The sequence below is a fragment of the Mesorhizobium erdmanii genome, from assembly GCF_013170725.1.
GTDB classification, from domain to species: Bacteria; Pseudomonadota; Alphaproteobacteria; order Rhizobiales; family Rhizobiaceae; genus Mesorhizobium; species Mesorhizobium erdmanii.
In genome coordinates, this window is sequence record NZ_CP033361.1 from 6,495,582 (window position 1) to 6,521,640 (window position 26,059).

General features: G+C 63.2%; 24 protein-coding genes. 14 read left to right on the plus strand and 10 right to left on the minus strand.

Annotated features, from left to right (window positions below):
- The first annotated feature begins 33 nt into the window (after window positions 1-33).
- The 5 genes from EB233_RS31160 to EB233_RS31180 are packed head-to-tail and all read left to right on the plus strand — an operon-like array spanning window position 34 to window position 5,234.
- Window positions 34-1,575: a sugar ABC transporter ATP-binding protein gene (locus EB233_RS31160; RefSeq protein ID WP_064990628.1), complete on the plus strand. Its 1,542-nt coding sequence runs from the start codon at window positions 34-36 to the stop codon at window positions 1,573-1,575.
- Window positions 1,572-2,552, plus strand: a complete 981-nt coding sequence (locus EB233_RS31165) for an ABC transporter permease (protein WP_064990627.1) — start codon at window positions 1,572-1,574, stop codon at window positions 2,550-2,552. The genes EB233_RS31160 and EB233_RS31165 overlap by 4 nt, the downstream gene beginning before the upstream one ends.
- The gene (locus tag EB233_RS31170; RefSeq protein WP_064990626.1) at window positions 2,549-3,544 is read left to right on the plus strand and encodes an ABC transporter permease; all 996 of its coding nucleotides are present in this window, start codon (window positions 2,549-2,551) and stop codon (window positions 3,542-3,544) included. Before EB233_RS31165 ends, EB233_RS31170 begins: the two co-directional genes overlap by 4 nt.
- Window positions 3,544-3,861 (plus strand): L-rhamnose mutarotase, encoded by a 318-nt coding sequence (gene rhaM, locus EB233_RS31175; RefSeq protein ID WP_027055498.1) that lies wholly within the window; start codon window positions 3,544-3,546, stop codon window positions 3,859-3,861. Before EB233_RS31170 ends, rhaM begins: the two co-directional genes overlap by 1 nt.
- Window positions 3,858-5,234 (plus strand): FGGY-family carbohydrate kinase, encoded by a 1,377-nt coding sequence (locus EB233_RS31180; protein WP_064990625.1) that lies wholly within the window; start codon window positions 3,858-3,860, stop codon window positions 5,232-5,234. Before rhaM ends, EB233_RS31180 begins: the two co-directional genes overlap by 4 nt.
- Before the next feature lie 50 nt (window positions 5,235-5,284).
- Here the strand turns inward: EB233_RS31180 and EB233_RS31185 are convergent, their stop codons facing one another.
- Together EB233_RS31185 and galE are read right to left on the minus strand one after the other, a co-directional pair.
- Window positions 5,285-6,532, minus strand: coding sequence for a D-amino acid dehydrogenase (locus EB233_RS31185; protein WP_064990624.1), 1,248 nt, complete (start codon window positions 6,530-6,532; stop codon window positions 5,285-5,287).
- 109 nt (window positions 6,533-6,641) lie between these two features.
- On the minus strand, window positions 6,642-7,637 hold the full coding sequence (gene galE / locus EB233_RS31190) for a UDP-glucose 4-epimerase GalE (RefSeq protein ID WP_064990623.1): 996 nt from the start codon (window positions 7,635-7,637) through the stop codon (window positions 6,642-6,644).
- A 278-nt stretch (window positions 7,638-7,915) separates the two neighbouring features.
- Here galE and hemA point away from each other — a divergent pair, with 278 nt between their 5' ends.
- A complete protein-coding gene (gene hemA, locus EB233_RS31195; protein ID WP_064990622.1) occupies window positions 7,916-9,193 on the plus strand; it encodes a 5-aminolevulinate synthase in 1,278 nt (425 codons plus the stop codon).
- A 70-nt stretch (window positions 9,194-9,263) separates the two neighbouring features.
- Here hemA and EB233_RS31200 read toward each other — a convergent pair whose 3' ends face one another.
- Both EB233_RS31200 and mscL read right to left on the minus strand, forming a co-directional pair.
- On the minus strand, window positions 9,264-10,430 hold the full coding sequence (locus EB233_RS31200; RefSeq protein WP_064990621.1) for a pyridoxal phosphate-dependent aminotransferase: 1,167 nt from the start codon (window positions 10,428-10,430) through the stop codon (window positions 9,264-9,266).
- A gap of 119 nt (window positions 10,431-10,549) precedes the next feature.
- A complete protein-coding gene (gene mscL, locus EB233_RS31205; RefSeq protein WP_064990620.1) occupies window positions 10,550-10,972 on the minus strand; it encodes a large conductance mechanosensitive channel protein MscL in 423 nt (140 codons plus the stop codon).
- 287 nt (window positions 10,973-11,259) lie between these two features.
- Here mscL and EB233_RS31210 point away from each other — a divergent pair, with 287 nt between their 5' ends.
- Window positions 11,260-14,748: a PAS domain-containing hybrid sensor histidine kinase/response regulator gene (locus EB233_RS31210; protein WP_064990756.1), complete on the plus strand. Its 3,489-nt coding sequence runs from the start codon at window positions 11,260-11,262 to the stop codon at window positions 14,746-14,748.
- Between the two features lie 23 nt (window positions 14,749-14,771).
- On the opposite strand, the gene EB233_RS31215 is transcribed toward EB233_RS31210, so the two are convergent.
- Window positions 14,772-15,431 carry a response regulator transcription factor gene (locus EB233_RS31215; protein WP_064990619.1) on the minus strand — a complete coding sequence of 220 codons (660 nt, stop codon included), beginning with the start codon at window positions 15,429-15,431 and terminating at the stop codon, window positions 14,772-14,774.
- A gap of 122 nt (window positions 15,432-15,553) precedes the next feature.
- Entirely contained in the window at window positions 15,554-15,988 is a 435-nt protein-coding gene (locus EB233_RS31220) for a hypothetical protein (protein WP_064990755.1), read from the minus strand.
- Between the two features lie 163 nt (window positions 15,989-16,151).
- On the opposite strand from EB233_RS31220, the gene EB233_RS31225 reads away from it, so the two are divergent.
- A complete protein-coding gene (locus EB233_RS31225; RefSeq protein ID WP_064990754.1) occupies window positions 16,152-16,502 on the plus strand; it encodes a DUF952 domain-containing protein in 351 nt (116 codons plus the stop codon).
- Window positions 16,499-17,578, plus strand: a complete 1,080-nt coding sequence (locus EB233_RS31230) for a quinone-dependent dihydroorotate dehydrogenase (RefSeq protein WP_064990618.1) — start codon at window positions 16,499-16,501, stop codon at window positions 17,576-17,578. The genes EB233_RS31225 and EB233_RS31230 overlap by 4 nt, the downstream gene beginning before the upstream one ends.
- Here EB233_RS31230 and EB233_RS31235 read toward each other — a convergent pair.
- The gene (locus EB233_RS31235) at window positions 17,571-18,911 is read right to left on the minus strand and encodes an MATE family efflux transporter (RefSeq protein WP_064990617.1); all 1,341 of its coding nucleotides are present in this window, start codon (window positions 18,909-18,911) and stop codon (window positions 17,571-17,573) included. The two genes, EB233_RS31230 and EB233_RS31235, sit on opposite strands and share 8 nt — an antisense overlap.
- 132 nt (window positions 18,912-19,043) lie before the next feature.
- Between EB233_RS31235 and EB233_RS31240 the strand changes: the two genes are divergently transcribed.
- A complete protein-coding gene (locus tag EB233_RS31240) occupies window positions 19,044-19,946 on the plus strand; it encodes a histone deacetylase family protein (protein ID WP_064990616.1) in 903 nt (300 codons plus the stop codon).
- Between the two features lie 81 nt (window positions 19,947-20,027).
- Here EB233_RS31240 and EB233_RS31245 read toward each other — a convergent pair whose 3' ends face one another.
- The 3 genes from EB233_RS31245 to EB233_RS31255 all read right to left on the minus strand — a co-directional run bounded on the left by EB233_RS31245 (window position 20,028) and on the right by EB233_RS31255 (window position 22,192).
- Window positions 20,028-20,291: a DUF6460 domain-containing protein gene (locus tag EB233_RS31245; RefSeq protein ID WP_064990615.1), complete on the minus strand. Its 264-nt coding sequence runs from the start codon at window positions 20,289-20,291 to the stop codon at window positions 20,028-20,030.
- 123 nt (window positions 20,292-20,414) lie between these two features.
- Entirely contained in the window at window positions 20,415-21,257 is an 843-nt protein-coding gene (locus EB233_RS31250; protein WP_171892279.1) for a glycosyltransferase family 32 protein, read from the minus strand.
- Window positions 21,254-22,192, minus strand: a complete 939-nt coding sequence (locus tag EB233_RS31255; protein WP_064990614.1) for a hypothetical protein — start codon at window positions 22,190-22,192, stop codon at window positions 21,254-21,256. The genes EB233_RS31250 and EB233_RS31255 overlap by 4 nt, the downstream gene beginning before the upstream one ends.
- Window positions 22,193-22,645: 453 nt before the next feature.
- On the opposite strand from EB233_RS31255, the gene EB233_RS31260 reads away from it, so the two are divergent.
- The 4 genes from EB233_RS31260 (at window position 22,646) to EB233_RS31275 (ending at window position 25,989) form a co-directional block, all read left to right on the plus strand.
- The gene (locus EB233_RS31260) at window positions 22,646-23,263 is read left to right on the plus strand and encodes an outer membrane protein (protein WP_064990752.1); all 618 of its coding nucleotides are present in this window, start codon (window positions 22,646-22,648) and stop codon (window positions 23,261-23,263) included.
- Window positions 23,264-23,451: 188 nt separating this feature from the next.
- Window positions 23,452-23,838, plus strand: coding sequence for a hypothetical protein (locus EB233_RS31265; RefSeq protein WP_425487743.1), 387 nt, complete (start codon window positions 23,452-23,454; stop codon window positions 23,836-23,838).
- Window positions 23,839-23,887: 49 nt separating this feature from the next.
- Window positions 23,888-24,562 (plus strand): response regulator transcription factor, encoded by a 675-nt coding sequence (locus EB233_RS31270; RefSeq protein WP_064990612.1) that lies wholly within the window; start codon window positions 23,888-23,890, stop codon window positions 24,560-24,562.
- Window positions 24,559-25,989, plus strand: coding sequence for a sensor histidine kinase (locus tag EB233_RS31275; protein ID WP_064990611.1), 1,431 nt, complete (start codon window positions 24,559-24,561; stop codon window positions 25,987-25,989). Before EB233_RS31270 ends, EB233_RS31275 begins: the two co-directional genes overlap by 4 nt.
- Window positions 25,990-26,059: the final 70 nt, after the last annotated feature.

Here is a 26,059-nt window from a genome sequence, read left to right on the forward strand (position 1 = left end):
TAAACGGACCTTGTTTCAGGGCTTGATACGACCATGGACACGACAGCCCAGCACAGCACGGTGAAGGAGGGACCAGCGGCCTCCACGCCACGCCTGACGCTGTCCGGCATCTCGAAGAGCTTTCCCGGCGTGCGCGCGCTGCACAATGTCAGCCTGTCGCTCTATCCCGGCCAGGTGACCGCATTGATCGGCGAAAACGGCGCCGGCAAGTCGACGCTGGTCAAGATCATGACCGGCATCTACCAGCCGGACGCCGGCACGATCAGCATCGACGGCCAGGCGGTCACCTTGCCTAGCGCGCATGCCGCCTTCGGCCATGGCGTCACCGCCATCCATCAGGAAACCGTGCTGTTCGACGACCTGACGGTCGCTGAAAACATCTTTCTCGGCCATGCGCCGCGCTCGCGCTTCGGTACCATCGACTGGCGCACGATGCGCAAGAATGCCCGCGAAGTGCTGGACACCATGCATGCCGGCCATATCGACGCCGACGCGCGGCTGAAGGACCTCGGCATCGCCAACAAGCATCTGGTCGCCGTGGCGCGCGCCATGTCGATCGACGCCCAGATCGTCATCATGGACGAGCCGACCGCCGCGCTCTCGATGAAGGAGATCGAGGAGTTGTTCCTGCTGATCGAGTTCCTCAAGAGCGAAGGCAAGGCGATCCTGTTCATCAGCCACAAGTTCGACGAGATCTACCGCATCGCCGAACGCTACACGGTGTTCCGCGACGGCGAGATGGTCGGTGAAGGCCTGATCAGGGATGCCGGCCAGAGCCAGATCGTGCGCATGATGGTTGGCCGTTCGGTCGATCATATATTCCCGCAGCGCAAGGCCGAGATCGGCGCGCCGGTGCTTTCCGTCGCCGGCCTGTCGCATCCGACCGAGTTCCACGACATCGGCTTCGAACTGCACAAGGGCGAGATCCTCGGCTTCTATGGCCTTGTCGGCGCCGGGCGCTCAGAGATGATGCAGGCGATATCGGGCATCACCCGCACGTCAGGCGGCACGATCACGCTGGACGGCAAGGTGATCGCGCCGAAATCGGCGGCTGACTCGATCGAGGCCGGCATCGTCTATGTGCCGGAAGAACGCGGCAAGCAGGGCGTGGTGATCGGCCTGCCGATCTTCCAGAACGTCTCGCTGCCGTCGCTCAAGCGCACATCCAAGTCAGGCTTGCTGCGGCTGTCGGAAGAATTTTCGCTTGCCCGCTCCTACACCGAGCGCCTCGATCTGCGCGCGTCCTCGCTCAGCCAGGATGTCGGCACGCTGTCGGGCGGCAACCAGCAGAAGATCGTCATCGCCAAATGGCTGGCGACCGCGCCAAAAGTAATCATCCTGGACGAACCTACCAAGGGCATCGACATCGGCTCCAAGGCCGCCGTGCACGGCTTCATGGCCGAACTGGTGGCGCAAGGCCTGTCAGTGATCATGGTGTCGTCGGAACTGCCGGAGATTCTCGGCATGTCGGACCGGGTCGTGGTCATGCGTGAGGGTCTTGTCGCGGCGGTCTATGACAACAAGGACCTGGACGCCGAAACGCTGGTGCGGACGGCAGCGGGGATCGCGGCATGAAGGCTTTCCTGAAATACCGCGAAATCTGGCTGGCTGCCGCCATCATCGCGCTGATCGGACTGATCTCGACGCGTTTTCCCGCCTTTGCCGACCCCGGCAATCTGCGGCAGGTGTTCAACGACACCTCGATCTTGATGATCCTGGCGCTCGGCCAGATGGTCGTCATCCTGACCCGGTCGATCGACCTGTCGATGGCCTCGAACCTCTGCTTCACCGGCATGGTGGTGGCGATGCTGAACGCCGCGCATCCGGCAATCCCGATCCCCCTGCTGATCGTCATTGCGCTGCTGGTCGGGCTGGTGCTGGGCGCCATCAACGGCTTGCTGGTGTGGCGACTGAACATCCCTTCCATCGTGGTGACATTGGGCACGCTCACCATCTATCGCGGCGCCACCTTCGTGCTGTCCGGCGGCGCCTGGGTGAATGCCGACAAGATGAGCCCTGACTTCATCGGCTTCCAGCGCGCGGCGTTTCTCGGCATTCCGGTGCTGTCGTGGATCGCCATCCTGGTCATCGCGCTGTTCTTCGTGTTGATGACGCGCACCGCGCTCGGCCGCTCGATCTACGCCATCGGCGTCAATCCAACGGCGTCGGTCTATACCGGCATCGATGTCGGCCGGACGAAATTCATCGTCTTCTGCATCTCCGGCATGATCGGCGGCCTTGCCGGCTATCTCTGGATCTCGCGCTACGTCATTGCCTCGGTCGAGGTCGCCAACGGCTACGAGCTCAACATCATCGCCGCCTGCGTCATCGGCGGTATCTCGATCGCCGGCGGCATCGGCTCGGTCGGCGGCGCGGTGCTGGGGGCGCTGTTCCTCGGCATCATTTCCAACGCGCTGCCGGTCATCAACATCTCGCCCTTCTGGCAGATGGCGATTTCGGGGAGCGCCATCATTCTCGCCGTCGTGCTGAATGCTCGTGGCGAACGCCAGCAAGGCCGCATCATCCTAAGAAAAGTGGAGGCGTTGACATGACCGACATCCCTGCCCCACGCCATGTTCCCGACCGGCTCGACAAACCGCTGCGCTCGGCCATCTACTCGTGGGAGGCGCTGCTGGTCGTGGTGGCCGCCGCCATCTTCGCCATCAACAGCTTTGCCTCGCCCTATTTCCTCGACCCCTATTCGCTGTCGGACCTGACTTTCAATTTCACCGAGAAGGGCCTGATCGCCTTTGCCATGGCACTGTTGATCATTTCCGGCGAGATCGACCTGTCTGTGGCCGCAATCATAGCGCTCGCCTCGACCATGATGGGCATGGCGGTGCAGGCGGGTGTAGGCACGCCGGAACTGGTGGCGATCGGCATCGTCGTCGGGCTCGGCTGCGGCGCCTTCAACGGACTGCTGGTGACAAGGCTCGGCCTGCCCTCCATCGTCGTTACCATCGGCACGATGAGCCTGTTCCGCGGCATCGCCTTCATCATCCTCGGCGACCAGGCCTACAAGGGTTATCCCGAAAGCTTCGCTTTCTTCGGCCAGGGCTATGTCTGGTGGGTGGTGTCGTTCGAGCTGGTGCTCTTCCTCGCTGCAGCCGTCGTCTACTGGTTCCTGTTGCACCGCACGAGTTTCGGCCGCCGCGTCTTTGCCATCGGCAACAATCCGGTGGCGGCGCAGTTTTCGGGCGTGCGCGTCGGCCGTATCAAATTCATCCTGTTCTGCCTGACCGGGTTAATGTCGGGCATCGCCTCGGTGCTGATCACCTCGCGGCTCGGCTCGACCCGCCCGTCGATCGCGCAGGGCTATGAGCTCGAAGTCATCACCATGGTGGTGCTCGGCGGGGTCAGCATTCTGGGTGGCGCCGGCAGCATTGTCGGCGTCGTACTCGCCGCCTTCATCATGGGGCTGGTGACTTTCGGGCTCGGCCTGCTCAACGTGCCTGGCATCGTCATGTCGATCTTCATCGGCCTGCTCTTGATCATCGTCATCGCGCTGCCGATCGTCTGGCGGCGGCTGCGTGGTAACAGCTGATGCCCGAGAAATATGCGTTCAAGATGCGGCTCAAGCCCGGCATGAAAGCCGAGTACAAAAAGCGCCACGACGAGATCTGGCCATCACTGGTCGAGTTGCTGAAGCAGGCCGGCGTTTCCGATTATTCCATCCATCTCGACGAGGAGACCAACATCCTGTTCGGCGTGCTGTGGCGGCGCGACGACCATGTCATGGGCGAGCTGCCGAAGCATCCGGTGATGCAGCGCTGGTGGGCTCACATGGCCGACATCATGGAGACGAAGCCGGACAACGAGCCGCTGGCCGTGTCCCTGGAAACCGTGTTCCATATGGCATGAGTGCTCCGCGCCATATCGCCGTCATCGATATCGGCAAGACCAATGCCAAGGTGGCGTTGGTCGACCTCGGCACGTTGAGCGAGGTGGCGTTGCGCCGCATGGCCAACGCGCCGGCGCGGCAGGCGCCCTACCCGCATCACGATGTCGAGGCGCTGTGGACCTTTATTCTCAACAGCCTTGCCGACCTCAACCGCGAGCAGCGCATCGACGCCATCTCGATCACCACCCACGGCGCGACCGGCGCGCTGGTCGACGCTTCGGGTGAACTCGTTTTGCCCGTCCTCGACTATGAGTTCGACGGCCCCGACAGGCTGGCTGCCGACTATGACGCGATCCGCCCGCCCTTCTCTGAAACCGGCACGCCGCGCCTGCCGCTCGGCCTCAATCTCGGCGCGCAGTTCTTCTGGCTTGAGAAGCGTTTTCCGGTGGAATTCGCCAGGGCCGCCGCGATGCTGATGTATGCGCAATACTGGGCGCTGCGGCTGACCGGCGTCGCCGCCAACGAGGTGACATCGCTTGGCTGCCACACCGATATGTGGAACCCTTGGGGCGACGATTTCTCATCAATGGTCGACAGTCTGGGCTGGCGTAGCCTGATGGCGCCGGTGCGGCCTGCCGGGGAGCGGCTTGGCCCTATCCTGCCGGTGCTTGCCGAGCGCACCGGCCTTGATCCGCAAACGCCTGTCTTCTGCGGCCTGCACGATTCCAACGCCTCGCTGCTGCCGCACCTTCTGTCCGACACGCCGCCCTTCTCCGTCGTATCGACCGGCACCTGGGTGGTGTCGATGGCTGTGGGTGGCAAGATGGTGGATCTCGATCCGGCGCGCGACACACTGGTCAATGTCAATGCGCTGGGCCATCCCGTGCCGTCGGCCCGCTTCATGGGTGGCCGCGAATTTTCCATGCTGACATCAGAAAGGCCGCTGGATTGCAGCGGCAGCGATGTGCTGGCGGTCCTGACAAGAAAGATGCTGCTGCTGCCGTCGACCCAGCAGGGATCGGGACCCTTCCCGCACCATGAAGCGACATGGCTTGACGCCGACGGCATCGGCAAGGGAGAGCGCTTCGCCGCCATCTCGTTCTATCTGGCGCTGATGACGGCGACCTGCCTCGACCTGATCGGCGCCGACGGCCCGACCATTGTCGAAGGTCCCTTCGCCCGCAACAGCCTGTTTGTCGGCATGCTGGCGGCGGCGACAATGCGCACCGTCATCGCTTCGGAAGCAGCCACGGGCACCAGCATCGGCGCGGCATTGCTGGCATCGGATCAATTTGCGATGCGTGGCAAGGGCGAGCGGCTCGAGCCGCCGGCGGATCCGGTCTGGGCCAGCTATGTCAGCGCGTGGCGTGCAGCGGTCGACACGCGGTCCTGATCACAAGATGCGCCTGCTAAAGACCGACAGGATTTGCGGTCCCGGCATCCTTATCCCTGGTAGACCAGCCCTTGCGGATCGATCTCCGGCTTGCGACCGGCGACGAGGTCGGTGATCAACTTCCCGGAACCGCAAGCCAGGGTCCAGCCAAGATGGCCGTGGCCGGTATCGAGATAGAGGTTGCTGTACTTCGCCCGGCCGAACACCGGGACGGAATTGGGCATCATCGGCCTCAGTCCTGCCCAGAGAAGCGCCTTCTTCTCGTCGAAGGCTCCGGGGAAAAGGTCTTTGCTGGTTTTCAGGATCGAGTTGAAGTCGCGCGGTTTGAAGGTGCGGTCAAAGCCGGTGAACTCCGCGGTCGACGACATCCTTAACCGGTTGCCGAGACGCGAATAGGCAAGAAGCTGATCTTCATCCGCCCCGCCCATGGTCGGCCCCCTGAACTCATCAAGCGGCACCGTCATCGTATAGCCCTTCACCGGATAGACCGGCAGGTCGATGCCGTAACGGCGGCCGAGCAGTCCGCTTTCCGGGCCCATGGAAATGACAACGGCATCAGCCGCCACCGGGCCGGCCGATGTCATGACGGCGCGAACCCTGTCGCCATCGATGTCGAGGCCAGTCACCGTTGTGCCGAACAGGAAATTGACGCCGAGCTTTTCAGCGGCGTAAGCGGCCAGCTTGTCGGCGAACTGCTTGGAATCGCCCGTCTGGTCTATCGGCGAATAGACGCCACCGGCAATTTTTTCCTTCACGGCGGCAAGGCCTGGCTCGAGCTCAACCAGACGCTCGCGGCCGACTATCTCGATCGGCAGGCCATGTTCCGCCAGGAAGCGGTAGTTGTCGGTGCCGGAGTCAAGGCTCTTCTGCGAGCGAAAGAAATAGATGATACCGCGTTTGCGTTCATCGTAGTGGATGCCGGTCTGCTCAGAAACGGCATTGATGCAATCGCGTGAATACAGAGCGAGCCGCAGTTTGACCCGCGTGTTGGCGCGCATGCGCGCCACGGTGCACTCACGCAGGAAGCGCAGGCTCCAGGCATAGAAATAGGGATCGAGGGTCGGCCTGACCTTGATGCCGAGTTCATGGTTCCAGAGCCCGCGAAGGAAGGTCTTCAACGCCGACGGAGAAGCCCAGGCGGTTGCATCGCCCGGCGAAACCAGGCCCGCATTCGACTGGCTGGTGCCGCGCGCCGCGGCCTCATGGCGTTCGATGACGGTCACCTCGTGCCCGTCGCTGGCAAGAAAATAAGCAGCCGCCGTGCCAACGACACCGGCTCCCAGCACCAATACCTTCATTCCGCCCCCACGGGATCAAACCGGGCGCCGCGCCACGCGTCGCGTCGACCTGTCCTCAATAGCGTTTCCCGGCAAGGCGTGCGAGCCCTTGGCCCAACAGCTCGCCGGTTCAGCCCCTCGCGGAGTTCTTGCCGGTCAGGATGCGCTCCCAGGCAAGCGCATCGGCAACGATCTGGTCGAGGTCGTCACGTTGCGGGGTCCAGCCGAGTTCGGCTCGCGCGAGATCCGAATTGGCGACCACCGCAGCCGCGTCGCCGGGACGCCGGTCGCCCATCTTGACCTCGAAATCGTGGCCAAAGGCGCGCCGAACGCTCTCAATCACTTCGAGCACCGAATAGCCGTGGCTGTAGCCGCAATTGGCGACAAGGCTCGGTCCCCCGGCGCGCAGCCGTTGCAGGGCCAAGCGATGCGCCGCCGCCAGGTCGCTGACATGGATATAATCACGCATGCAGGTGCCGTCGGGGGTCGGATAATCGGTGCCGAAGACCTGCATGAAGGGACGCTTGCCAAGCGCGGTCTCGCAGGCGACCTTGATCAGATGGGTGGCGCCCGGCGTCGATTGGCCAGTGCGGCCCTTCGGGTCGGCGCCGGCGACGTTGAAGTAGCGCAGCGCCGTATAGCGGATGTCATGCGCGAGGCCGGCATCGCGCAGCATCCATTCGCTCATCAGCTTGGACAGGCCATAGGGCGACTCCGGCGCCAGGCGGGCATCCTCGCGCACCGGCTCGAGCCCGGCGCCGCCATAGACGGCGGCGGTCGAGGAAAAGATGAAATGCGGCACACCCTCGCGCACCGCGGTTTCGATCAGCGTGCGCGTCTTCGAAGTGTTGTTCTCGTAGTAGGCGAGAGGATCGGCGACCGATTCCGGAACCACGATGGAACCGGCGAAATGGATGATCGCGTCGACCTTGTTATCCCTGATGATCGATCCGACCAGGTCCTTGTCGGCGACATCGCCGACGACCAGCTTTGCCTCCGGCGCCACCGCCCATTCGAAGCCGGTCGAAAGCCGGTCGAGAACCACCACGCTTTCGCCGGCATCCAGCAATTCCCAGACCATGTGGCTGCCGATATAGCCGGCGCCGCCTGTCACCAAAACCGTCATCCGCGACCTCGCTTACCCAAGATTTATTGGAAACTGTCTCAACAACCGCCTTACTGGAAAGCCTAACAGATGGCCATTAGAACCCTTGGTAACCGGCATTCACTTGATGTGGCATTGGGCTGAAACAAACGTGATCCACAAGGCGTGCCGTGCAGTGGAATAGGCCACGATCCGTCAGCGTTAGGAACAGGTGCGGGGCGTGGCATTTTGACCAAACCGGCCCGGTGGACGACCAATAGGGCAATGATTATGATCCCGCGCAAAATTGGGAAGCCGACATGAACTACCAGCGGTTCTTCGAAGAAGCGATCGACCAGCTCCATGCGGAGCGTCGGTATCGTGTCTTCGCCGACCTTGAGCGCATCGCGGGCAAGTTTCCGCGCGCCATATGGCGTTCCAATGGCCGCGCCGAGGAAATCACCGTCTGGTGCTCCAACGATTATCTCGGCATGGGCCAGCACCCCGACGTCATCGCCGCGTTCCAGAACGCGGCCGGCAAAATGGGTTCGGGCGCCGGCGGCACCCGCAACATTTCGGGCACTTCCAACCCGCTGGTCGAGCTCGAGCATGAGCTTGCCGACCTGCACGGCAAGGAAGCGGCACTGGTCTTCACCTCCGGCTTCGTCTCCAACGAAGCCTCGATCTCGACCATCGCGCGGCTTTTGCCCAACTGCCTGATCATCTCGGACGAGTTGAACCATGCCTCGATGATCGAAGGCGTGCGGCGCTCGGGCGCCGAGAAGAAGATCTTCCGCCACAATGACATCGCGCATCTGGAAAGCCTGTTGCAGGCGGCGGGACGCGAACGCGCCAAGCTGGTCGTCTTCGAAAGCGTCTATTCGATGGACGGCGACATCGCGCCGATCAGAGAGATCGTCGAGCTCGCCGAACGCTACAACGCCATGACCTATATCGACGAGGTCCATGCCGTGGGCATGTACGGCCCACGCGGTGGCGGCATCACCGAGCGCGAGGGCCTGGCCGACCGCATCGACATCATCCAGGGTACGCTGGCCAAGGCGTTCGGCACGCTGGGCGGCTACATCACCGGCACCAGCGCGGTGATCGACGCGGTTCGCTCCTATGCGCCGGGCTTCATCTTCACCACGGCGTTGCCGCCGGCGATCGCCGCCGCCACCACCGCCTCGATCCGTCATCTCAAGCAATCGCAGGCCGAACGCGACGCGCAGCAGCAGCAGGCGAGCCGGACCAAGCAGATCCTGGCGGCCGCCGGCCTGCCGGTGATGGAGTCGCCAACCCATATCGTGCCGGTGCTGGTCGGTGACCCCGAGCTTTGCAAGATGGCGAGCGACCGGCTGCTTGGCGTGCACGGCATCTACATCCAGCCGATCAACTATCCGACCGTGCCGCGCGGCACCGAGCGGCTGCGCATCACGCCGACGCCGTTCCATTCCGACGCATTGATCGCGGGATTGCAGGACGCGCTGGTCGAGACATGGGACGCACTCGGCATCCCCTATGGCTCCGCTGGCCGTCCGCCAGTGGCCAAGAGCGACCGGATCGTGCCTCTGCTGGTGCCCAAGTCAGGCGGCTGAAGCCGTCTGAAACGCTACTCCGGCGGCCATCTGGCACACCAGAGCGAGTTTCATCCGGCTCCAGGGCAGTTCAAGCACTCTTCATCCACTTCGCCAGCCTGTCTGCCGCCTCCTCGACCTGGTCGAGGCGGCGGTGAAAGCACAGGCGCAAAAACGCCTCGCCGCCGGGACCGAAAGCGGTGCCGGGCGCCAGGCCGACATTGGCCTTGTCGACGATGTCGAAGGCAGCGGAGCGGGAATCGGTGATGCCGTCGACGGTGAAGAACAGATAGAAGGCGCCTTGCGGCACGGTAAACCGGGCGCGGCCGGTGGCGCCGAGAATGCCGCAGACCAGGTCGCGCGCCTGCCTTGCCCGCTCCACCTGTTCGGCGACGAAACCGTCGCCCTCGTCAAGGGCCGCGACGGCGCCGCGCTGCATGAACTGGGCAACACCGGAATTCGAATACTGGATCAGGTTCTCGAACACCTGCTGCAAACTCGGATGCGTCTTGATCCAGCCGACACGCCAGCCGGTCATCGACCAGTTCTTGGAGAAGGAGTTGACGAACAGGATGCGATCTTCCTCCGTTGCGATGTCGAGGAAGGACGGCGCCCGGCCATGACCGTAGTGGAACAGCGAATAGATCTCATCGGCAATGATCCAGACATTCCTGGCGCGCGCGAGATCGAGGATCGCCTGCAAGGTCTCATGATCGGCGGTCCAGCCGGTCGGGTTCGACGGCGTGTTGATGAACAGGGCTTTTGTACGCGACGTCATCGCCGCGGCGATCTTCTCGACGTCGCAGGACCAGCCATTGCCAGAATGATCCAATGTGACCGGCACCGGGACGGCTCCTGACAAGGCCGCGGCGGCGTCGAAATTCGGCCAGGCCGGCGACAGGTAGATTACCTCGTCGCCGGCACCGGCGAGAGCGGTCAGCGACATCTGGATGGCATGCATGCCGGATCCGGTGACGATGAATTGCTCTTCCGGGAACGTCTTGCCGAAATGCCTGGCGTAATAGCGTGCCAGGGCCTGCCTGAGGTCGGGAATGCCCCTCTGCCAGGTGTAGAACGTCTCGCCGCCGGCCAGCGCCTTCGACGCGGCATCGGTGATGAAGGCAGGTGTCGGCAGGTCGCCCTCGCCGGCCCAGAGCGGGATCAGGCCGTCGCGCAGGCGGCCGTAATTGACGACGGCGACAATGCCGCTTTCTGGCGCGGCGCGGGCTTCAGCACGAAAGCTTTCGATCAGGCTCATGGACAATCCGTTTTCTAACTCTTTGCTTTGACGCAGGGTTGCCGCTCTTTACCAGATACGACAACAGAAAACCCCGGCCGTGAGCGACCGGGGTTTTGGTCCAGCGAAGGCTGCCTGAATTATCGCTTGGCGAGCAAATCGCGTATTTCGGTCAGCAGCGCGACATCAGCGGGGGGCGGTGCGGCAGCGGGGGCAGGCTTCTCGGCCTCGAGCCGCCTGCGCAGATTGTTCACCGCCTTGACCATCAGGAAGATGATGAAGGCGAGAATAATGAAGTTCAGCACCACCGTAATGAAACTGCCATAGGCAAAAACCGCGCCCTGTTTCTTGGCTTCGGCCAGCGAAGTGGCGGTCACGGCCGCGGAAAGGCCAAAGAAATAGTTGTTGAAATCCAGGCCGCCGAAGATCGCACCGACGATCGGCATGATGATGTCGTTGACAAGGGAATCGACGATCTTGCCGAAGGCCGCGCCGATGATGACGCCGACCGCCAAGTCCATCACATTGCCCTTGGAAATGAACTCCTGGAATTCCTTCAGCATTCGACCCTCCTTGTAATGACCGGCCGCGCTGCCGTTCCGTCCTTGCGGCATCGACCTGACGCACCATAACAAAAACCTGAAGTTGCAACATGGGCAAAAAGGAGAAAACAACCGCTTTCTCCTTCCGTCACGACACCCCCGCTACGACACGTTGGAAGCGCCCGGGCTCTCCTCCTGAATCTCAGGAGCATGATCATGCTGCCAAAGCCGCAATGGACTCCAGCCCCAAGCTGTGATTGCGTTCGAACAAGCCGGATAAAAAGACGGCAAAGGAGGAAATTCCAGGCGTGCAGGGCTTGTTCATCGTCATCATCGCGATCGCCTATGTGACGTTGCTGTTCGCCATCGCCAGCCTGGGCGACCGCCGCTCGGCCAGTTCAGGGCCGGGCCGGGCACGGCCGTTCATCTACGCGCTCAGCCTAGCCATCTACTGCACCTCCTGGACTTTCTTCGGCTCGGTCGGGCTCTCCTCCGAACGCGGCCTCGAATTCCTCGGCATCTATACCGGCCCGGTGCTGGTGTTCGTGTTCGGCTTTCCACTGCTCAATCGCATCGTGCGGCTGGCCAAGACCGAGAAGATCACCTCGATCGCCGACTTTCTCGGCGCGCGCTACGGCAAAAGCTTCACTGTCGCCGCGATCGCCACGCTGATCGCTACCATCGGTGCGGTACCCTATATCGCCCTGCAGCTGAAGGCGATCTCCGGCTCGGTCAGCCTGATGGTCGAGCACTATACGGGATCACCACCGTCCTTCGATCCGTTCGTCAGCGACATCTCGCTTGTCGTCGCCATGCTCTTGGCGCTGTTTGCGGTGCTGTTCGGCACGCGCCATGCCGACGCCACCGAACATCAAGACGGGCTGGTGCTGGCGGTGGCGGTCGAGACCGTGGTCAAGCTCGCCGCCTTCCTGGCAATCGGCCTGATGGTCACCTTCCTGATCTTCGGCGGCCCCGGCGACATGTTCGCCAAGCTGGCCGAGAATACGCAGGTGCGGCAGGCCATGGGCTACAACACCTCGCTCGCCACCTGGCTGGTGCTGACCGGTTTGAGCGGCTTTGCCATCATCATGCTGCCGCGGCAGTTCTACGTCACCATCGTCGAGAACCGCGGCGAGGCCGAACTGCGCACCGCGACCTGGGTGTTCCCGCTTTACCTCGTGGCGATCAACCTGTTCGTGCTGCCGATAGCGTTCGCCGGCCTGTCGCTGGTCGGCACCGGCACCAGCAGCGATCTCTACGTGCTGTCGCTGCCTCTGTTCAGCGGCCATGACGTTCTGGCGATGGCGGCCTTCATCGGCGGCCTGTCCGCTGCGACCGCCATGGTGATCGTCGAAAGCGTGGCGCTGTCGATCATGATCTCCAATGACCTCGTCATTCCGCTGTTCGTGCGCCGCCTGCTCAAGACCTCCACCTCCGAGAATGAGGACTGGTCGACGCTGATTCTCAATGTGCGGCGCGGGGCGATCTTCATCCTGTTGTTCATCGCCTTTCTCTATTACCGCGAGAGCACGAACTCAGCACGGCTGTCGTCGATCGGCCTGATGTCGTTCGCCGCCATCGCGCAGTTCGCGCCGGCACTGATCGGCGGGCTGATCTGGCGCGGCGCCAACGGAAGGGGTGCCGCGCTCGGCATGGTCGCCGGAATCATCGTCTGGGGCTACACGCTGCTGTTTCCATCGCTTGCAGCCCCCGATACCGATATCCTCGTGCATGGGCTGTTCGGTTTCGAGGCCTTGCGGCCGCAGGCGCTGTTCGGCACCATGGCAGAGCCGCTGAACCATGGCGTGTTGTGGAGCCTGTCGATCAACACGCTGTTTTTCGTGCTTGGCTCGCTGTCGCGCGCATCGGTGCCGCTGGAACGGATCCAGGCGTCAATCTTCGTGCCCAGGGAAGCCGGACCGATGCCGAGCCTGCGCCGCTTCCGCACCGCCGTTACCGTCAATGACCTCAAGGACACCATCGCACGCTATCTCGGCGTCGAGCGCACCGAGCGTTCCTTCCAGTCGTTCGAGAAGACCAGCGGCACCTCGCTGCACGGCAAGGAGCAGGCGAGCATGGACGTCATCCGCTTCTCCGAGCAGCTTCTGGCCAGCGCCGTCGGCTCCTCCTCGGCGCGGCTGATCCTGTCGCTACTGTTTCGGCGCCACGACCGCGAATCCCGGGATGCCTTCCGCCTGCTCGACGACGCCACCGAGGCGCTGCAGCACAATCGCGACCTGCTGCAGATCGCGCTCGACCAGATGGAACAAGGCATCACCGTCTTCGACAGGGATTTCCGCCTGATCTGCTGGAACCGCCAATATCGGGCACTGTTCGACCTGCCCGACGAGATGGGTCAGGTCGGCGTCTCGCTTGACCAGATCCTGCGTCATCTCGCCGAGCGCGGCGACATCCCGGCCGACCAGCGCGTGACGATGCTCAACCGGCTGACCAGCTTCGTCAGCCCCTGGCAGATGGAGCTGAAGACCAGCGGCCGCATCCTGGAACTGCGCTCCAACCCGATGCCCGATGGCGGCATCGTCGCCACCTATGCCGACATCTCCGGACGCGTCGAACAGGATCTGGCGCTGAAGCGTGCCAATGAATCGCTGGAGCAACGCGTCAAGACCCGCACCATCGAGTTGACCCGGGTCAACGAAGAGCTGGCGCAGGCCCAGATGCTGGCCGAGGAGGCCAATCTCGGCAAGACGCGCTTCCTCGCCGCCGCCGGCCACGACATTCTGCAGCCCTTGAACGCCGCCCGGCTCTATTGCTCCTCGCTGATCGAGAAGGCCGGCAAGGGACCGGCCGGCAAGGCGGCGGTCAATATCGAATCCTCGCTGGAATCGGTGGAGACAATTCTCGGCGCCGTACTCGACATCTCACGCCTCGACGCCGGCGCGATGAAGCCCGACGACACTGCCTTCAGCCTCGACGGGTTGCTGCGCCAGATCGGCAATGATTTTCGGCCAATGGCGGCGGAGAAAAAGCTCGGCCTGACGATCATGCCGTCTTCCCTGACGGTGATGACCGACCGCAATTTGCTGCGCCGCCTGATCCAGAATCTCGTTTCCAACGCCATCAAATATACACGCAGGGGCCGCATCCTGGTCGGCGTCAGGCGGCGCGGCGAACTGGCAGAAATCCAGGTCATCGATACCGGCATTGGCATCGCCGGCGACAAGCTGAACACCGTCTTCCATGAATTCACCCGGCTGGACGAAGGCGCGCGGGAAGCCGAGGGCCTCGGCCTCGGCCTCTCCATCGTCGACCGCATCGCCCGCGTGCTCAGGCTCGAAATCCGCATCTTCTCCAATCCCGGCAAAGGCACGCGATTTTCCGTCATCCTCCCCGTGGCGGCGGTGCAGCAACCGCAGCGCGAGGTCGAGGCCAAGGCACCCGCCCGCGCCGCGGCTTCGCTGGCGGGGCTGCATGTGCTCTGCATCGACAACGACGCCCGCATCCTCGAAGGCATGCGGCTGTTGCTCGAAGGCTGGGGATGCAATGTCGACACGGTGACCGGCTCGCGGGACCTGGAGAACGCCGCGCTACACCGCCCCGACATCGTGCTTGCCGACTACCATCTCGACGGCGAAACCGGTCTCGACATTATTGCCCGGCTGCGTGCGATCCATGGCGACGACTTGCCGGCCGTGCTGGTCACCGCCGACCGGTCCAACGAGGTCCGGGCAGCGGCAAGCGGGCTCGACATTCCGGTGATCAACAAGCCGCTGAAACCGGCGGTGCTGCGCTCGATGATGGCCAGGGTCAGGCCGCTGGCATCGGCCGCCGAATAGGTCGCAGGCGTCGGATTCCGGCGTCAGTTCGCCTGTTGCAGTGGGTCACCGCCGATCTTGGATAGAAGGATGACCGCCTGTGTGCGGCTGTCGACGCCGAGCTTCTGCAGGATGGCCGAGACATGCGCCTTGATGGTCGCTTCGGAGACACCGAGCTCATAGGCGATCTGCTTGTTGAGCAGGCCTTCCGCCAGCATGCCGAGCACGCGGGTCTGCTGCGGCGTGAGCGTCTGCAGCCGCTTGATCAGGTCGGATATTTCGGGATCGCGCTCGACGCCGAGATCGACGCCGACAGGCGCCGCGATGTCGCCGGCAAGTACCGATTGCACGGCGTCGCGGATCTCCTCCATGCTGGCCGACTTGGAGATGAAACCGGAAGCGCCGAGATCGAGCGCGCGCCTGATAGTCGCCGGATCGTCATGCGCCGACACCACGATCAACGGCACCGTGGGATGAATGCCGCGCAGCGAGATCAGGCCGGAGAGACCGCTGGCGCCCGGCATCGACAGGTCGAGCAGCACCAGATCGATATCCTCATTGGCCACGACCAATGCCTTGGCGCTTTCAAAATCGCCGGCCTCGTGGATCGCGGCGACATTGCCGATGCCGGCAAGCGCCTCACGCAGCGCACCGCGAAACAGCGGATGATCGTCGGCGATGACGAAAGAATAGCCTGACGGCAAATGTCCCTCCCCGAATCCCCGATTTACTGCTTTTTGCGGGATCAGTTGGACGATTATGAGGGGCGGCGCGCTGTTTTCAAGCGGCAAAACCAGCGCGCGGCGTTTTCCCTTGCTTGTAGCCCTCAGGTCTTCTGCAAATTGAGCTGGGCGCCGCCGCCATTGTCCTTGTCCATATCCTTGACGATGCCCATGAAGCCCTTCAGGAAGCGTTCCATGTAGCTCATCGTCTTGTTGAAATCCTCCTCGCTCGGCAATTTCGATTCGAGCCGGGCGGAGAGCGAATTCTCGAGCCTGGTGAGGCGCTCGTCCATCGCCTTCATCGAGGTCTGCAGGCGGTCGACCTCGTCCTGGAACGCGGCGCGTTCGTCAGCCGCCATCTTGCAGACGAGCTGGCCGGAGCGCTCCTCGCAGATCGACATCGCGCCGGTCTGGGTGTCCATGCGGATATAACCGGTGGCCGACTTTTCCAGCCGGTAACGGTCGGTTTCTTCGGAATAGGCTGATACCGCGACCAGTGAAACGAGCGCGGCGGGGATCAAGATGTGTTGCAGACGCATGTTGTCCTCCATGGCAAAAGCCTGAAATATCGCATGTTTGCGCCGGAAATGGGGAAGACCCTTGGCATGGCCTTTCCCGCACGACTGGTTCGGAATCTTTTTGACGCAATTCCGGACGGAAAACCGTTTCACACTTTTCCTAGAATTGCTCTATAGCGCAACCATGTCACAGATTATCTACAAGATAACCCCGCAAGCGCCTTGGCGCGAGGCCGAAGCCGATGGCCGCTTCACCGGGGCGCCGATCGATATCGCCGACGGCTTCATCCACTTCTCCACGGCAGCACAGGTCCGGGAAACCGCGGCAAAGCATTTTTCCGGCCAGACAGACCTGCTGCTGGTCGCCATCGACGGCACCAGCCTGGGCGATGCCCTGAAATATGAGGTCTCGCGTGGTGGCGCGCTGTTCCCGCATCTTTACGGCGTGCTGGAACTGACAGCCGTCAAATGGGTGCGACCGCTGCCGCTCGGCGCCGATGGCACGCACCAATTCCCTGCGCTGGAGGGGCAATGAGCGTGCTCGACCGGCTCGGCCAGAAACTGCTGTTCACATTCGATCCGGAAACCGCGCACGGCATGTCGATCGCGGCGCTGCGCTGCGGCCTGCCAGTCGGTGCGCGGCCGGTGCGCGACATCAGGTTGAAGGTCAGTCTTTGCGGCCTCGATTTCCCCAATCCGCTCGGCATGGCCGCCGGCTACGACAAGAACGCCGAGGTGCCCGACGCGCTGCTTGGCCTCGGTTTCGGCTTTGCCGAGGTCGGCACGGTCACGCCGCTGCCGCAGGCCGGCAACCCGAAGCCTCGCATCTTCCGGCTGACGGCGGATGAGGCGGTGATCAACCGGCTGGGCTTCAACAATGAAGGCCATGCCGCGGCCGAAAAGCGCCTCGCGGCGCGCAAGGAGCGCCCCGGCATCGTCGGCGTCAACATCGGCGCCAACAAGGACAGCACCGACCGCATCGGCGACTATGAGCGCGGCGTCGCCCGCTTTGCGCCCCTTGCCGGCTATCTGACGGTGAACATCTCCTCGCCCAACACGCCCGGCCTGCGCAACATGCAGGCGCGCGAGCAGCTCGGCGAATTGCTGTCACGCGTCATGGCCGCGCGCGCCGCCGCATCAGCGCAGCCGCCGGTTCTCCTGAAAATCGCGCCGGATCTGGTCGAGGCAGAACTGGAGGACATCGCCGCCGAGATCATCGAAAAACGGATCGACGGCGTCATTGTCTCCAACACCACCATTTCGCGGCCGGCCTTGCGCAGCAGCGATGCCGCGCGCGAGGCTGGCGGGCTGTCGGGCAAACCGCTGTTCGAACGCTCGACCATCGTGCTGGCCAGGATGCGCAAGCTGCTCGGCCCGAACATTGCCATCATCGGCGTTGGCGGCGTCGATTCCACCGACACGGCGCTGGAAAAGATCCGCGCGGGCGCCGATCTCGTCCAGCTCTACACCAGCATGATCTATGCCGGGCCGGCGCTTCCCGGCCGTATCGTCGCCGGGATGGCGGGCCTGATGGAAAAGGAGCGGCTCAGATCCATTCGTGAGTTGCGCGATAGCCACCTCGATCAATGGGCGTCGAAGCCCCTCAGCTGAACGCCGTGCGCACCCGCAGCCGCAAAATCGTCAACAGGCTGAAGCCCCGCACCAGCAGGAAGACGTGCAGCGCCGCCCACAGGCCATGATTGCCGAAAGCAGGCGCCAGCGTCAGCAGCGCGACGGTGAAGACGAGGAACGACAGCAACATCATATTGCGCATGTCGCGCGACCAGGTGGCGCCGATGAAGACGCCATCCATCTGGAACGCCAGCACGCCGCTCAACGCGGTGAACGCCGCCCACGGCAGGTAGATGTCGGCCACCGCGCGGACCTCCTGCGAGGTGATGACGATGGCAACCAGATTGGCGCCGGCCGACAGCAGCACCAGCGTCGCGGCCCCGGCCAGCCCTAACCCCCAGAATAGGGTCAGCCGCACCGCCCGGCGGAAGGGCAACTCGGCGCGCGCGCCGACGGCACGACCCGCGAGCTGCTCGGCGGCGGTGGCGAAACTGTCGAGGAAATAGCCGGCGACAAGGAAGAAATTCATCAAGACCGCATTGGCGGCCAGCGTCACCGTACCGAACTGCGCGCCCTGGCGGGTAAACAGCGCGAAGGCGGCAAGCAGCGAGAACGAGCGGATCATGATGTCGCGGTTGAGCGACAGCATGCGCAGAAATGCAGCCAGGTCGAGCAGCCGATGGCGGGGCAAGGGCGGTGTCGCGCGAAACCGGCGCACGACGATCGCCAGACCCAGCAGCATGGCCAGGAATTCGCCGATGACGGTCGCCCAGGCGACGCCGGCAACGCCCCAGCCGAGCTTCAGGCCGAGCAGGAAGCAAAGCGCGATGTTGATGCCGTTGAGCACCAGCTGCAACAGCAGACCGAGCCCGCCCTCGCCGCGCCCCAGCACATAGCCGAGGATGGCATAGTTGATCAGCGAAAAAGGTGCGGCAAGCAGCCTTATCCTGATGTAGACGCCCATCGCTTCGCTGACGCGCGGCCCGACATCCATGAACCACTGGCCGCCGGCGGCGATCAACGGCGAAAGCGCCGCAAACACCACGCCGGCAACGACCGCGATCAGCACGGCGCGCCAGAACACCGCCTGTTCCTCGAGCGGGTCGCCACGCCCGAACGCCTGGGCAACGAGGCCGGTGGTGCCAGAGCGCAGAAAATTGAAGCTGGTGAAAACGACATCGAAGACCAGCGCGCCCGCGGCCAGGCCGCCGAGAAGGGCCGCGTCGCCGAATTGCCCGACAACAGCCGTGTCGACCAGGCCGAGCATCGGCGTGGTCAGATAGGCGAGCGTCATCGGCACCGCAATGGCGAGCACGGATCGGTTGGTGACGTCAAAGGATCTGACGTCGGCTGGGGTTGCACCCTTGTCCAAGGGATAGCTACCTTGCTGGTTGCGGCTTGATCGAGAAGCCGATGTGCCCCATTTACCGGCCACCGCGCAATCATTCTTGCCGCGACGGCCAACCGAAATCCCGGTCTGGCGTGAAGCCGCCGGATTCCGTTGATGCCCCTGCAGATCGTCCACCATCCCGACTACGACGCCGGCTTCGCCACCAACCATCGCTTCCCGATGAGCAAGTACCCGCTGCTGATGGAGGCCTTGCGCGGACGCGGCATGGCCGAGCCCGAGGCGCTCAACACCGCGACCCCGGCACCGGCATCATGGCTGACGCTTGCCCATGCGGCCGGCTATGTCGACCAGGTCATCAGTTGCTCGGTGCCGGAAAAAATCGAGCGCGAGATCGGCTTTCCGATCGGCCCGCGCGTTTCGCTTCGCGCGCAGCTCGCCACCGGCGGCACGGCCCTGGCGGCGCGGCTTGCCTTGCGCCACGGCATCGCCTGCAACACCGCCGGCGGCAGCCATCATGCGCGGCGCGCGCAAGGTGCCGGCTTCTGCACCTTCAACGACGTCGCCGTCGCCTCGCTGGTGCTGCTCGCCGAGGGCGCGGCACAAAACATCCTGGTCGTCGATCTCGACGTGCATCAGGGCGACGGCACGGCGGATATCCTGACCGGCGATCCGCGCGTGTTCACCTTTTCCATGCATGGCGACCGCAACTACCCCGTGCGCAAGATCGCCTCCGACCTCGACATCGCGCTGCCCGACGGGACGGGCGACACCGCCTATCTGGAAAGGCTGACCACGATCCTGCCGCAGCTATCGGCCAAGGCGCACTGGGATCTCGTGTTCTACAATGCCGGCGTCGACGTCCATGCCGAGGACCGGCTCGGCAGGCTGGCACTTTCCAATGACGGCCTGCGCGGCCGAGACGAGATGGTCATCGGCCATTTTCGCGGGCTCGGCATTCCAGTCTGCGGCGTCATCGGCGGCGGCTATTCCACTGACGTGCCCGCTCTTGCCGCGCGCCACGCCATCCTGTTCGAGGCCGCGTCGGGTTACGCCTGACGATCTTTCTTGAGCATGATCTCTGGACAAACGGAAACCGTTTGTCCGCGAAACCGGTTCCCACTTTTCGGGATCATGCTTCTATTTGCGGTAGTTGGCGATCCTGAGCAGGATGAAAGCCGGCACGACGATCGCGGCACCGAGCAGGATGTAGCCGAGGAAGCGGTCGATGGCGTGGAAGCCCAGGTTCCAGAGGTCGGTGAAGAACCTCCGAATGGCATAGAACACATCCATCGGCGACCAGCCGAAGGCATTCATGACAAGGCCGACGAGGAACGACACCACCAGCAGCTTCAGGATTACCCTGAGCGGCGAGTCGCCGAGAAAGCGCGTCAGTGCGGACAAGGCCGTCTCCCGATTGAAACGCCCAGACTCAAGGGCACGGCCCAGAGATACGTGCTCGGCGACCATCCATCAAGCCAGCGTCGTTGGTGCGCGAAAACTGCCGCGTCAAGCCGGCATTCGCTGCTAGCTTCCGCCAGCCGTTGAAAACCCGCATCGCTCGAGCATCTGACCGAGCGGTGAACGATCCGGGACAGCGCGGCCCGTCATCCATTGGCGCAGCGTATGGTCGAACAAATGAATGCACAGCGTGCGTGGCGTGCCGATATGCGAAAGCGAAAGGTTCGGATCGAGCAACATCGCGACCTGATGGTGGCTGACCGGATAGAAGACGTCGATAGGCGCCGCGTGACGAATGACGCCGGTGCTGCCGGCGAAATAAGTGATCGCCTCAGGCCCCAACTTACCCCACCCGTAATTGGAGATGTGGATCGGCAGGCCGATGAATTTGCGGAGCTTGTAGCGCAGCCGCTTTGAGCCGACGAGCCATGGCACGATATAGTAGGGATCGTCAGCGAACTTCAGCATCTCAAGCAGTATCTGGCTGCCAACCGGCAATTTCAGCACCGCGCCGTTGAGCTGATCACTCGCCTGAAAACCGAAAATATAGTCCTGTTTCGGGATTGGCCTGAGGCAAAACACATCGCAGTCGACATAGAGCCCTAAGCCGGCTTCCAGAATCTTCAAGCGGTATAGGTTGGAAAAGAGCGACGGACTTCCGTTCGACCGGTAATAGACGACCTGGTCCCTCGACATCAGCTTCGAGGCGTCGACCGTTTCGACGCCGGGGGGAACATTTCGTGGGACGTCGTAACAATGAAGACGCATCCGATGCCCCGCCAGCACGAAGGAACGCAGGCAGGCGGCATGCAGGTCGTCCAGCGATGCTCCGATCCAGAGGGCGTTGACGACGGGCTCTATGGCGCCGTCCGGCCCTGCCTCTGAACATTCCGCATCCATGACAGTCACTGGCGCTCGATGCTCCTGACCTCGGCCGTGAACTCCCGGATGATCCTGGCGGGCGACCTCAAGTCACGCATAGCGGCCCTGTAGCCGGCCGCCCGCTCTTCGAGCGCCGGGATTGCCTGGTAAACATCCCTCAGAAGATCGAATCCGCGAGCGGTGTATGGTCGAAAATACCGCCCTGCGGCCGCATTCAGCGAAGTGGCCGGCACGCCAACCGGCACACAGCCGGCATAGGCGCATTCGGCGTATTTCATCAGTTCGGAATTGTAACGCGCCCCGCAGAGAAAGAAATGGGTGAACTCAGCGGCAAGGCCGACAAAACGCGCATGGGTGATATTGTGACGCGGCGGCTTTCCGGCCTCCGGATAGCCGGGATGCTTCAGGTCGAAGATCAACAATTTCAGCCATGGCAGCCGCGAGCGTCGGCGACGAAGCACGTAGCGCAGCGGATACAGGGTTTTGGAATTGCTGCCCGACAGGAAGATCTTGCGCCGGCGGCCAGCCAACGGAACCTCGACCTCTCGCGAGGAATCGTAGGGGTAGGGCAGATGGACGACGCGGGAGACCTTCAGCGTCGTCACGAAGGCCAGGAAGGGTCCCTCGGGATCATAGGTCGTGGCATAATGAACGCCGGGATGGTCGGCGCAATCGAAAATGAACCTGACACAAGGATTGGTCGTCTCCGGCATGTCCGGATCGCTGACCCGGAAGAAAAGCGGCGACCGACGGCTCGCGGGAGCCGCCAGATGCGCTTTCAGCATCTCGACGTCGCCTGGTTCGAGACGGTTGTCGACGATGGCGCAATCATAATCGCCCCGGCCTAGCTGGCTGATCGGCCGAGCCTCCCAGGAGAGTGGCTTGGCGAAGGCCGGGCCCACGCCGGGATAGATCGCCTTGTCATAGGGATGCGTATCCGAATGGAAATAGACGATCCGCAAAGCAAATCCCCCCGAATTGCCCTGATCACAGCGAACCCTGGCGTTCGGCCAGAGATTAGCGGATTCTGTACGTCGCCGCGAGACAGCCGCGCAATCGGAGAGGCTGTTCATCTCGAACAAGTGATCGAGACCGCAGGCTTCCGAAGGCCAAAATTCTTAAATAGAAGTAAACAAGATAATTTTAATTTATTGAAAATAAAGAACAAAATCGTCATTCTCCAATATCGCGCAATGTGCGTGCAATTTTCACCTGCGAGACACTCCACGTCTTTCAGGTGATGGGCCGCGCGGCGCTCTCCCCCTTACCCCAGCCGGCAAAAGAGCCGGCCCCAAATCCGCGCAGCCGTCCCTGAAAGACGCCAAATCGGAGCCTGACCGCCGCAACGGTCGTGCTCCCGGGAATTAACCTGCGTACCGATTGCCGGATGCGCGTTTTGTGTTGGAGTAATGCTCGTGTCCTCTCAAGCAAAGATCGTCTTGACGGCGGGTACCCTCGCTTTGGGCCTTCTCGGGCCGGCGATGGCCGCCGACCTTTCACCCGCCTACAATGATCCCCCCGCCTTCCAGTGGAGCGGCGCCTATGTCGGCGTCCATGGCGGCACGGCATTCACGGGGATGCCAAATCCCTTTGCAGACCGAAATGGCCTCAGTGGCGGCGTCCAGGCCGGCTACAACCAGCAGATGGGTCCGGCGGTTCTGGGCGCCGAGATCGAAGGTTCGTATCTGGGCGGCGCCGAACATGACGTCCGGGGCGGCAAGATCAAGGAGAAATGGCGCGGCGCCGCCAAGGCCAAGGCTGGCGTGAGCTTCGACCAGACGCTGCTGTTTGGAACCGGCGGCGTTGCCCTGACCAAGTTCGGCAAGGGCGACAATGTCGGCAGCGTCGACGGGTGGAAGGTCGGCTATCTCCTCGGCGCCGGTATCGAACAGGGCTTTGCCGGCGGGCTGTCCGCCAAGGTCGAGTACGACTATGTCCGCACCCCCGACGTCGAGGCGACATCGGCTCTTGGCAAGTCCAAGACGACGATCGGCAGCCATGAGCTGAAGGCCGGCATCAACTACCGGTTCTAGGAATGGAATTGTTTAAATGCGATTGCGCGATGCCGTTGAATGGCGTCGCGCAGACGCGCTGTTTTCAGAATGTACCAGACGACCTTTTCAGGCGACAGGCCGGGTCCAAGCGTGTCGTCGCAATGTCGATGTAATCTTCGCGATCTAGGTCCCGCGCATGAATTTCACGACGGGAATCAGCCATGTTCATGCACGGTGCGCACCATCTCATTCGAGCCTCGAAGGCATCGTTCATCGCAATCGTGCTGACGTTCGCGGGCTGCGCCTCCGACATCATGAAGAATTATGTCGGGCAGCCGGTCGAATCGGTCGTCCTGGATTACGGTCCGCCAACGGCGATCGTTGATCTCGGCCAGGGCGAACGCGCCTATCAGTGGCGCAAAGTGTCGACCTCGGCGGTTTCCGGGACATCGAGCGGCGAGGTTCGCCAGACAAAGCACGGAACCGTCTATGAAGAGACCGAAACGCCCGGCTATATCGACCGTCGGGAATGCTTCTACACATTCTACGCCCGCGCCTCCGGCGGCCGCTGGTTCATCACCAATTTCCGCCAGCCGAAGCTCGAATGCGAATGAATTGCCGCGGCCACCGGCACCCATTGGCCGCGGATAAAGGAGAATACGTATGCGCGTCCTGTTGATCGAGGACGAACCGGAAATGGCCTCGGTGCTGAAGACCGCTCTCGAGCGTCTGAACATCATCGTCGACCACGCCGCGACATTGGCCGACGCCGAGGCCGTGGCGCGTCTGGGCTATCATGACGCCGTGGTGCTGGACCGCCGGCTGCCCGATGGCGACGGCCTCAGCCTCATACCGCGCCTGCGTGCCTTGCACCTGGATGTGCCCGTCATCGCGCTGACGGCAATGAGTGGGTTGGACGAGCGCGTCGCCGGGCTCGACGCCGGCGCCGACGATTACATGGTCAAGCCTTTCGCCACGGTGGAGCTCGTCGCGCGGCTTCATGCCCTGCACCGGCGATCGTTCACCTCGCGCGCCAACCAGACGATGGTCGGCCGCCTCACCTATGATTTTCGCCACCGCGAGGCGCTGGTCGAAGACCAGGCGCTCGATCTGCCGCGGCGCGAAAGGCTGGTGCTCGAAACGCTCATCCGCCGCCCGGGGCGGACCATCATGCGCGGCGCGCTTGAGGAGGCCGTCTACGCACTGGACGACGAGATCGGGTCCAACGCGCTCGATGCGCATATTTCGCGGCTGCGCCGCAAGCTCGACGATGTCGCCGCCGGCATCGAGATCCGGGCGATCCGCAACCTCGGCTATCTGCTGCGGGCAGCCTCGTGAAGAAGGTGCGCACGCGCTCGCTGCAGTGGATCCTGGTCCGGCGGCTGATCCTGCTGCAGGCGGCGACTTTGCTCATCTTCATCGTGCTTTGCGCGGCGGCTCTGTGGATCGCCAATCCGCGCCTGCTGATCGACAATGAGGCTGCGGTCGCGGCCGTCAAGGATGCCGTCGACCGGGACGAGGACGGCAGGCTGATCGTGCGCGAAACGGAAGAACTCGCCGCGTTTCGCAAGGGGTTCCCCAATGTATGGTACATCGTCCGCGACCGCAGCGGCGAGAGCGTGCGCTCCGGCACCATCCCTGACGTTTATACGAAGAATTTCGGCGACCTGCTTGGCGAGGCGGATCACGCCACGATCGGATTCTCCGACAAGGACATGCGGCCGGAAGCCTATATCGAAAACGCCGCGACCAAGGCCGGAACGGTACAGATCGTCGCCGCGACGCAGTCGTCGCGCCAGCAGACCGACGGCCTCGAGATCAACATTTCGGCCACCGTCGAGGTCGTGCGCAATCCGGACGGCAGCAGGAACTGGGAGCGCGCCTTGCCGGCGATCGCGATCGTGATCGCGATCCTGCTGTTGCCCATCATCCTCGTCATGGGCACGACGACGCTGGTGACCACGCCGGCCGTGGTGCGCCGCTCCTTCGCCGGCCTTGTCGACACCGTTCGCCAGGCGGCGCGCATCGATATCGGCACCCGCGCCATGCAACTGCCGGTCAAGCAGGTGCCGCAGGAAATCGCGCCGCTGGTGCATGCCTTCAACGAAGCGCTCGCCCGCCTCGCGCAGGGCTATGACCGGCATAACCGCTTCCTCACCGACGCGGCGCATGAACTGCGCACGCCGATCGCCATCCTGCGCACGCGCGCCGAACTGTTGAAGCAGGAGCCACAGAGCGCGCGCCTGCTCCATGACATCGAGCGCCTGTCGCACCTTGCCCAGCAACTGCTCGATTATCAGTTGCTCGACCGCCCGTCGGACCAGCGCCAGATCGTCGACCTCCGCGACCTCGTCAGCCGAGTCGCCGCCGACTTCGCCCCGCTGGCCATCGAGGCCGGCTACGACCTCGCCTTCGAGCCATCGCCCGACAACGGACATGTCGAGGTCAACGTGCTGCAGATCGAGCGGGCACTCGCCAACCTCGTGCGCAATGCCATCGAGCATGGCGGCGGCTGCGGCACGATCACGATCGCCATCGATGGCAGCGGCGGCATCGAAGTGCGTGACGAAGGCCCGGGCATCCCTCCGGAAGAGCGCGAGAACGTCTTCGAGCCCTTCTACCGCTTGCAGCCACAGTCGCGCGGAGCGGGGCTGGGACTGAACCTCGCCCGGCAGATCGCGTTGCTGCATGACGGAACGATCCGCATCCTGACCGGCTCATGGCCCGGTGCCCGCATCCGCATGGAGTTGCCGGTGCGTTCGTGACGGTGCCGAGCCCATGGCGCCGGCCGGTCGACGGCCCCATGTCGATCCCTGGCTTATCTGTTTTCTAACC

What these genes read in the sequence shown, in the direction of transcription:
- EB233_RS31185 (WP_064990624.1), bottom strand. Translation starts at nt 6,532, where the DNA reads ATGAAGGTATTGGTGCTGGGAGCCGGTGTCGTTGGCACGGCGGCTGCT.
- EB233_RS31240 (WP_064990616.1), top strand. Translation starts at nt 19,044, where the DNA reads ATGCCCCTGCAGATCGTCCACCATCCCGACTACGACGCCGGCTTCGCC.
- EB233_RS31200 (WP_064990621.1), bottom strand. Translation starts at nt 10,430, where the DNA reads ATGAGCCTGATCGAAAGCTTTCGTGCTGAAGCCCGCGCCGCGCCAGAA.
- hemA (WP_064990622.1), top strand. Translation starts at nt 7,916, where the DNA reads ATGAACTACCAGCGGTTCTTCGAAGAAGCGATCGACCAGCTCCATGCG.
- mscL (WP_064990620.1), bottom strand. Translation starts at nt 10,972, where the DNA reads ATGCTGAAGGAATTCCAGGAGTTCATTTCCAAGGGCAATGTGATGGAC.
- EB233_RS31160 (WP_064990628.1), top strand. Translation starts at nt 34, where the DNA reads ATGGACACGACAGCCCAGCACAGCACGGTGAAGGAGGGACCAGCGGCC.
- EB233_RS31165 (WP_064990627.1), top strand. Translation starts at nt 1,572, where the DNA reads ATGAAGGCTTTCCTGAAATACCGCGAAATCTGGCTGGCTGCCGCCATC.
- EB233_RS31180 (WP_064990625.1), top strand. Translation starts at nt 3,858, where the DNA reads ATGAGTGCTCCGCGCCATATCGCCGTCATCGATATCGGCAAGACCAAT.
- EB233_RS31270 (WP_064990612.1), top strand. Translation starts at nt 23,888, where the DNA reads ATGCGCGTCCTGTTGATCGAGGACGAACCGGAAATGGCCTCGGTGCTG.
- galE (WP_064990623.1), bottom strand. Translation starts at nt 7,637, where the DNA reads ATGACGGTTTTGGTGACAGGCGGCGCCGGCTATATCGGCAGCCACATG.
- EB233_RS31230 (WP_064990618.1), top strand. Translation starts at nt 16,499, where the DNA reads ATGAGCGTGCTCGACCGGCTCGGCCAGAAACTGCTGTTCACATTCGAT.
- EB233_RS31225 (WP_064990754.1), top strand. Translation starts at nt 16,152, where the DNA reads ATGTCACAGATTATCTACAAGATAACCCCGCAAGCGCCTTGGCGCGAG.
- rhaM (WP_027055498.1), top strand. Translation starts at nt 3,544, where the DNA reads ATGCCCGAGAAATATGCGTTCAAGATGCGGCTCAAGCCCGGCATGAAA.
- EB233_RS31170 (WP_064990626.1), top strand. Translation starts at nt 2,549, where the DNA reads ATGACCGACATCCCTGCCCCACGCCATGTTCCCGACCGGCTCGACAAA.
- EB233_RS31220 (WP_064990755.1), bottom strand. Translation starts at nt 15,988, where the DNA reads ATGCGTCTGCAACACATCTTGATCCCCGCCGCGCTCGTTTCACTGGTC.
- EB233_RS31265 (WP_425487743.1), top strand. Translation starts at nt 23,452, where the DNA reads ATGCACGGTGCGCACCATCTCATTCGAGCCTCGAAGGCATCGTTCATC.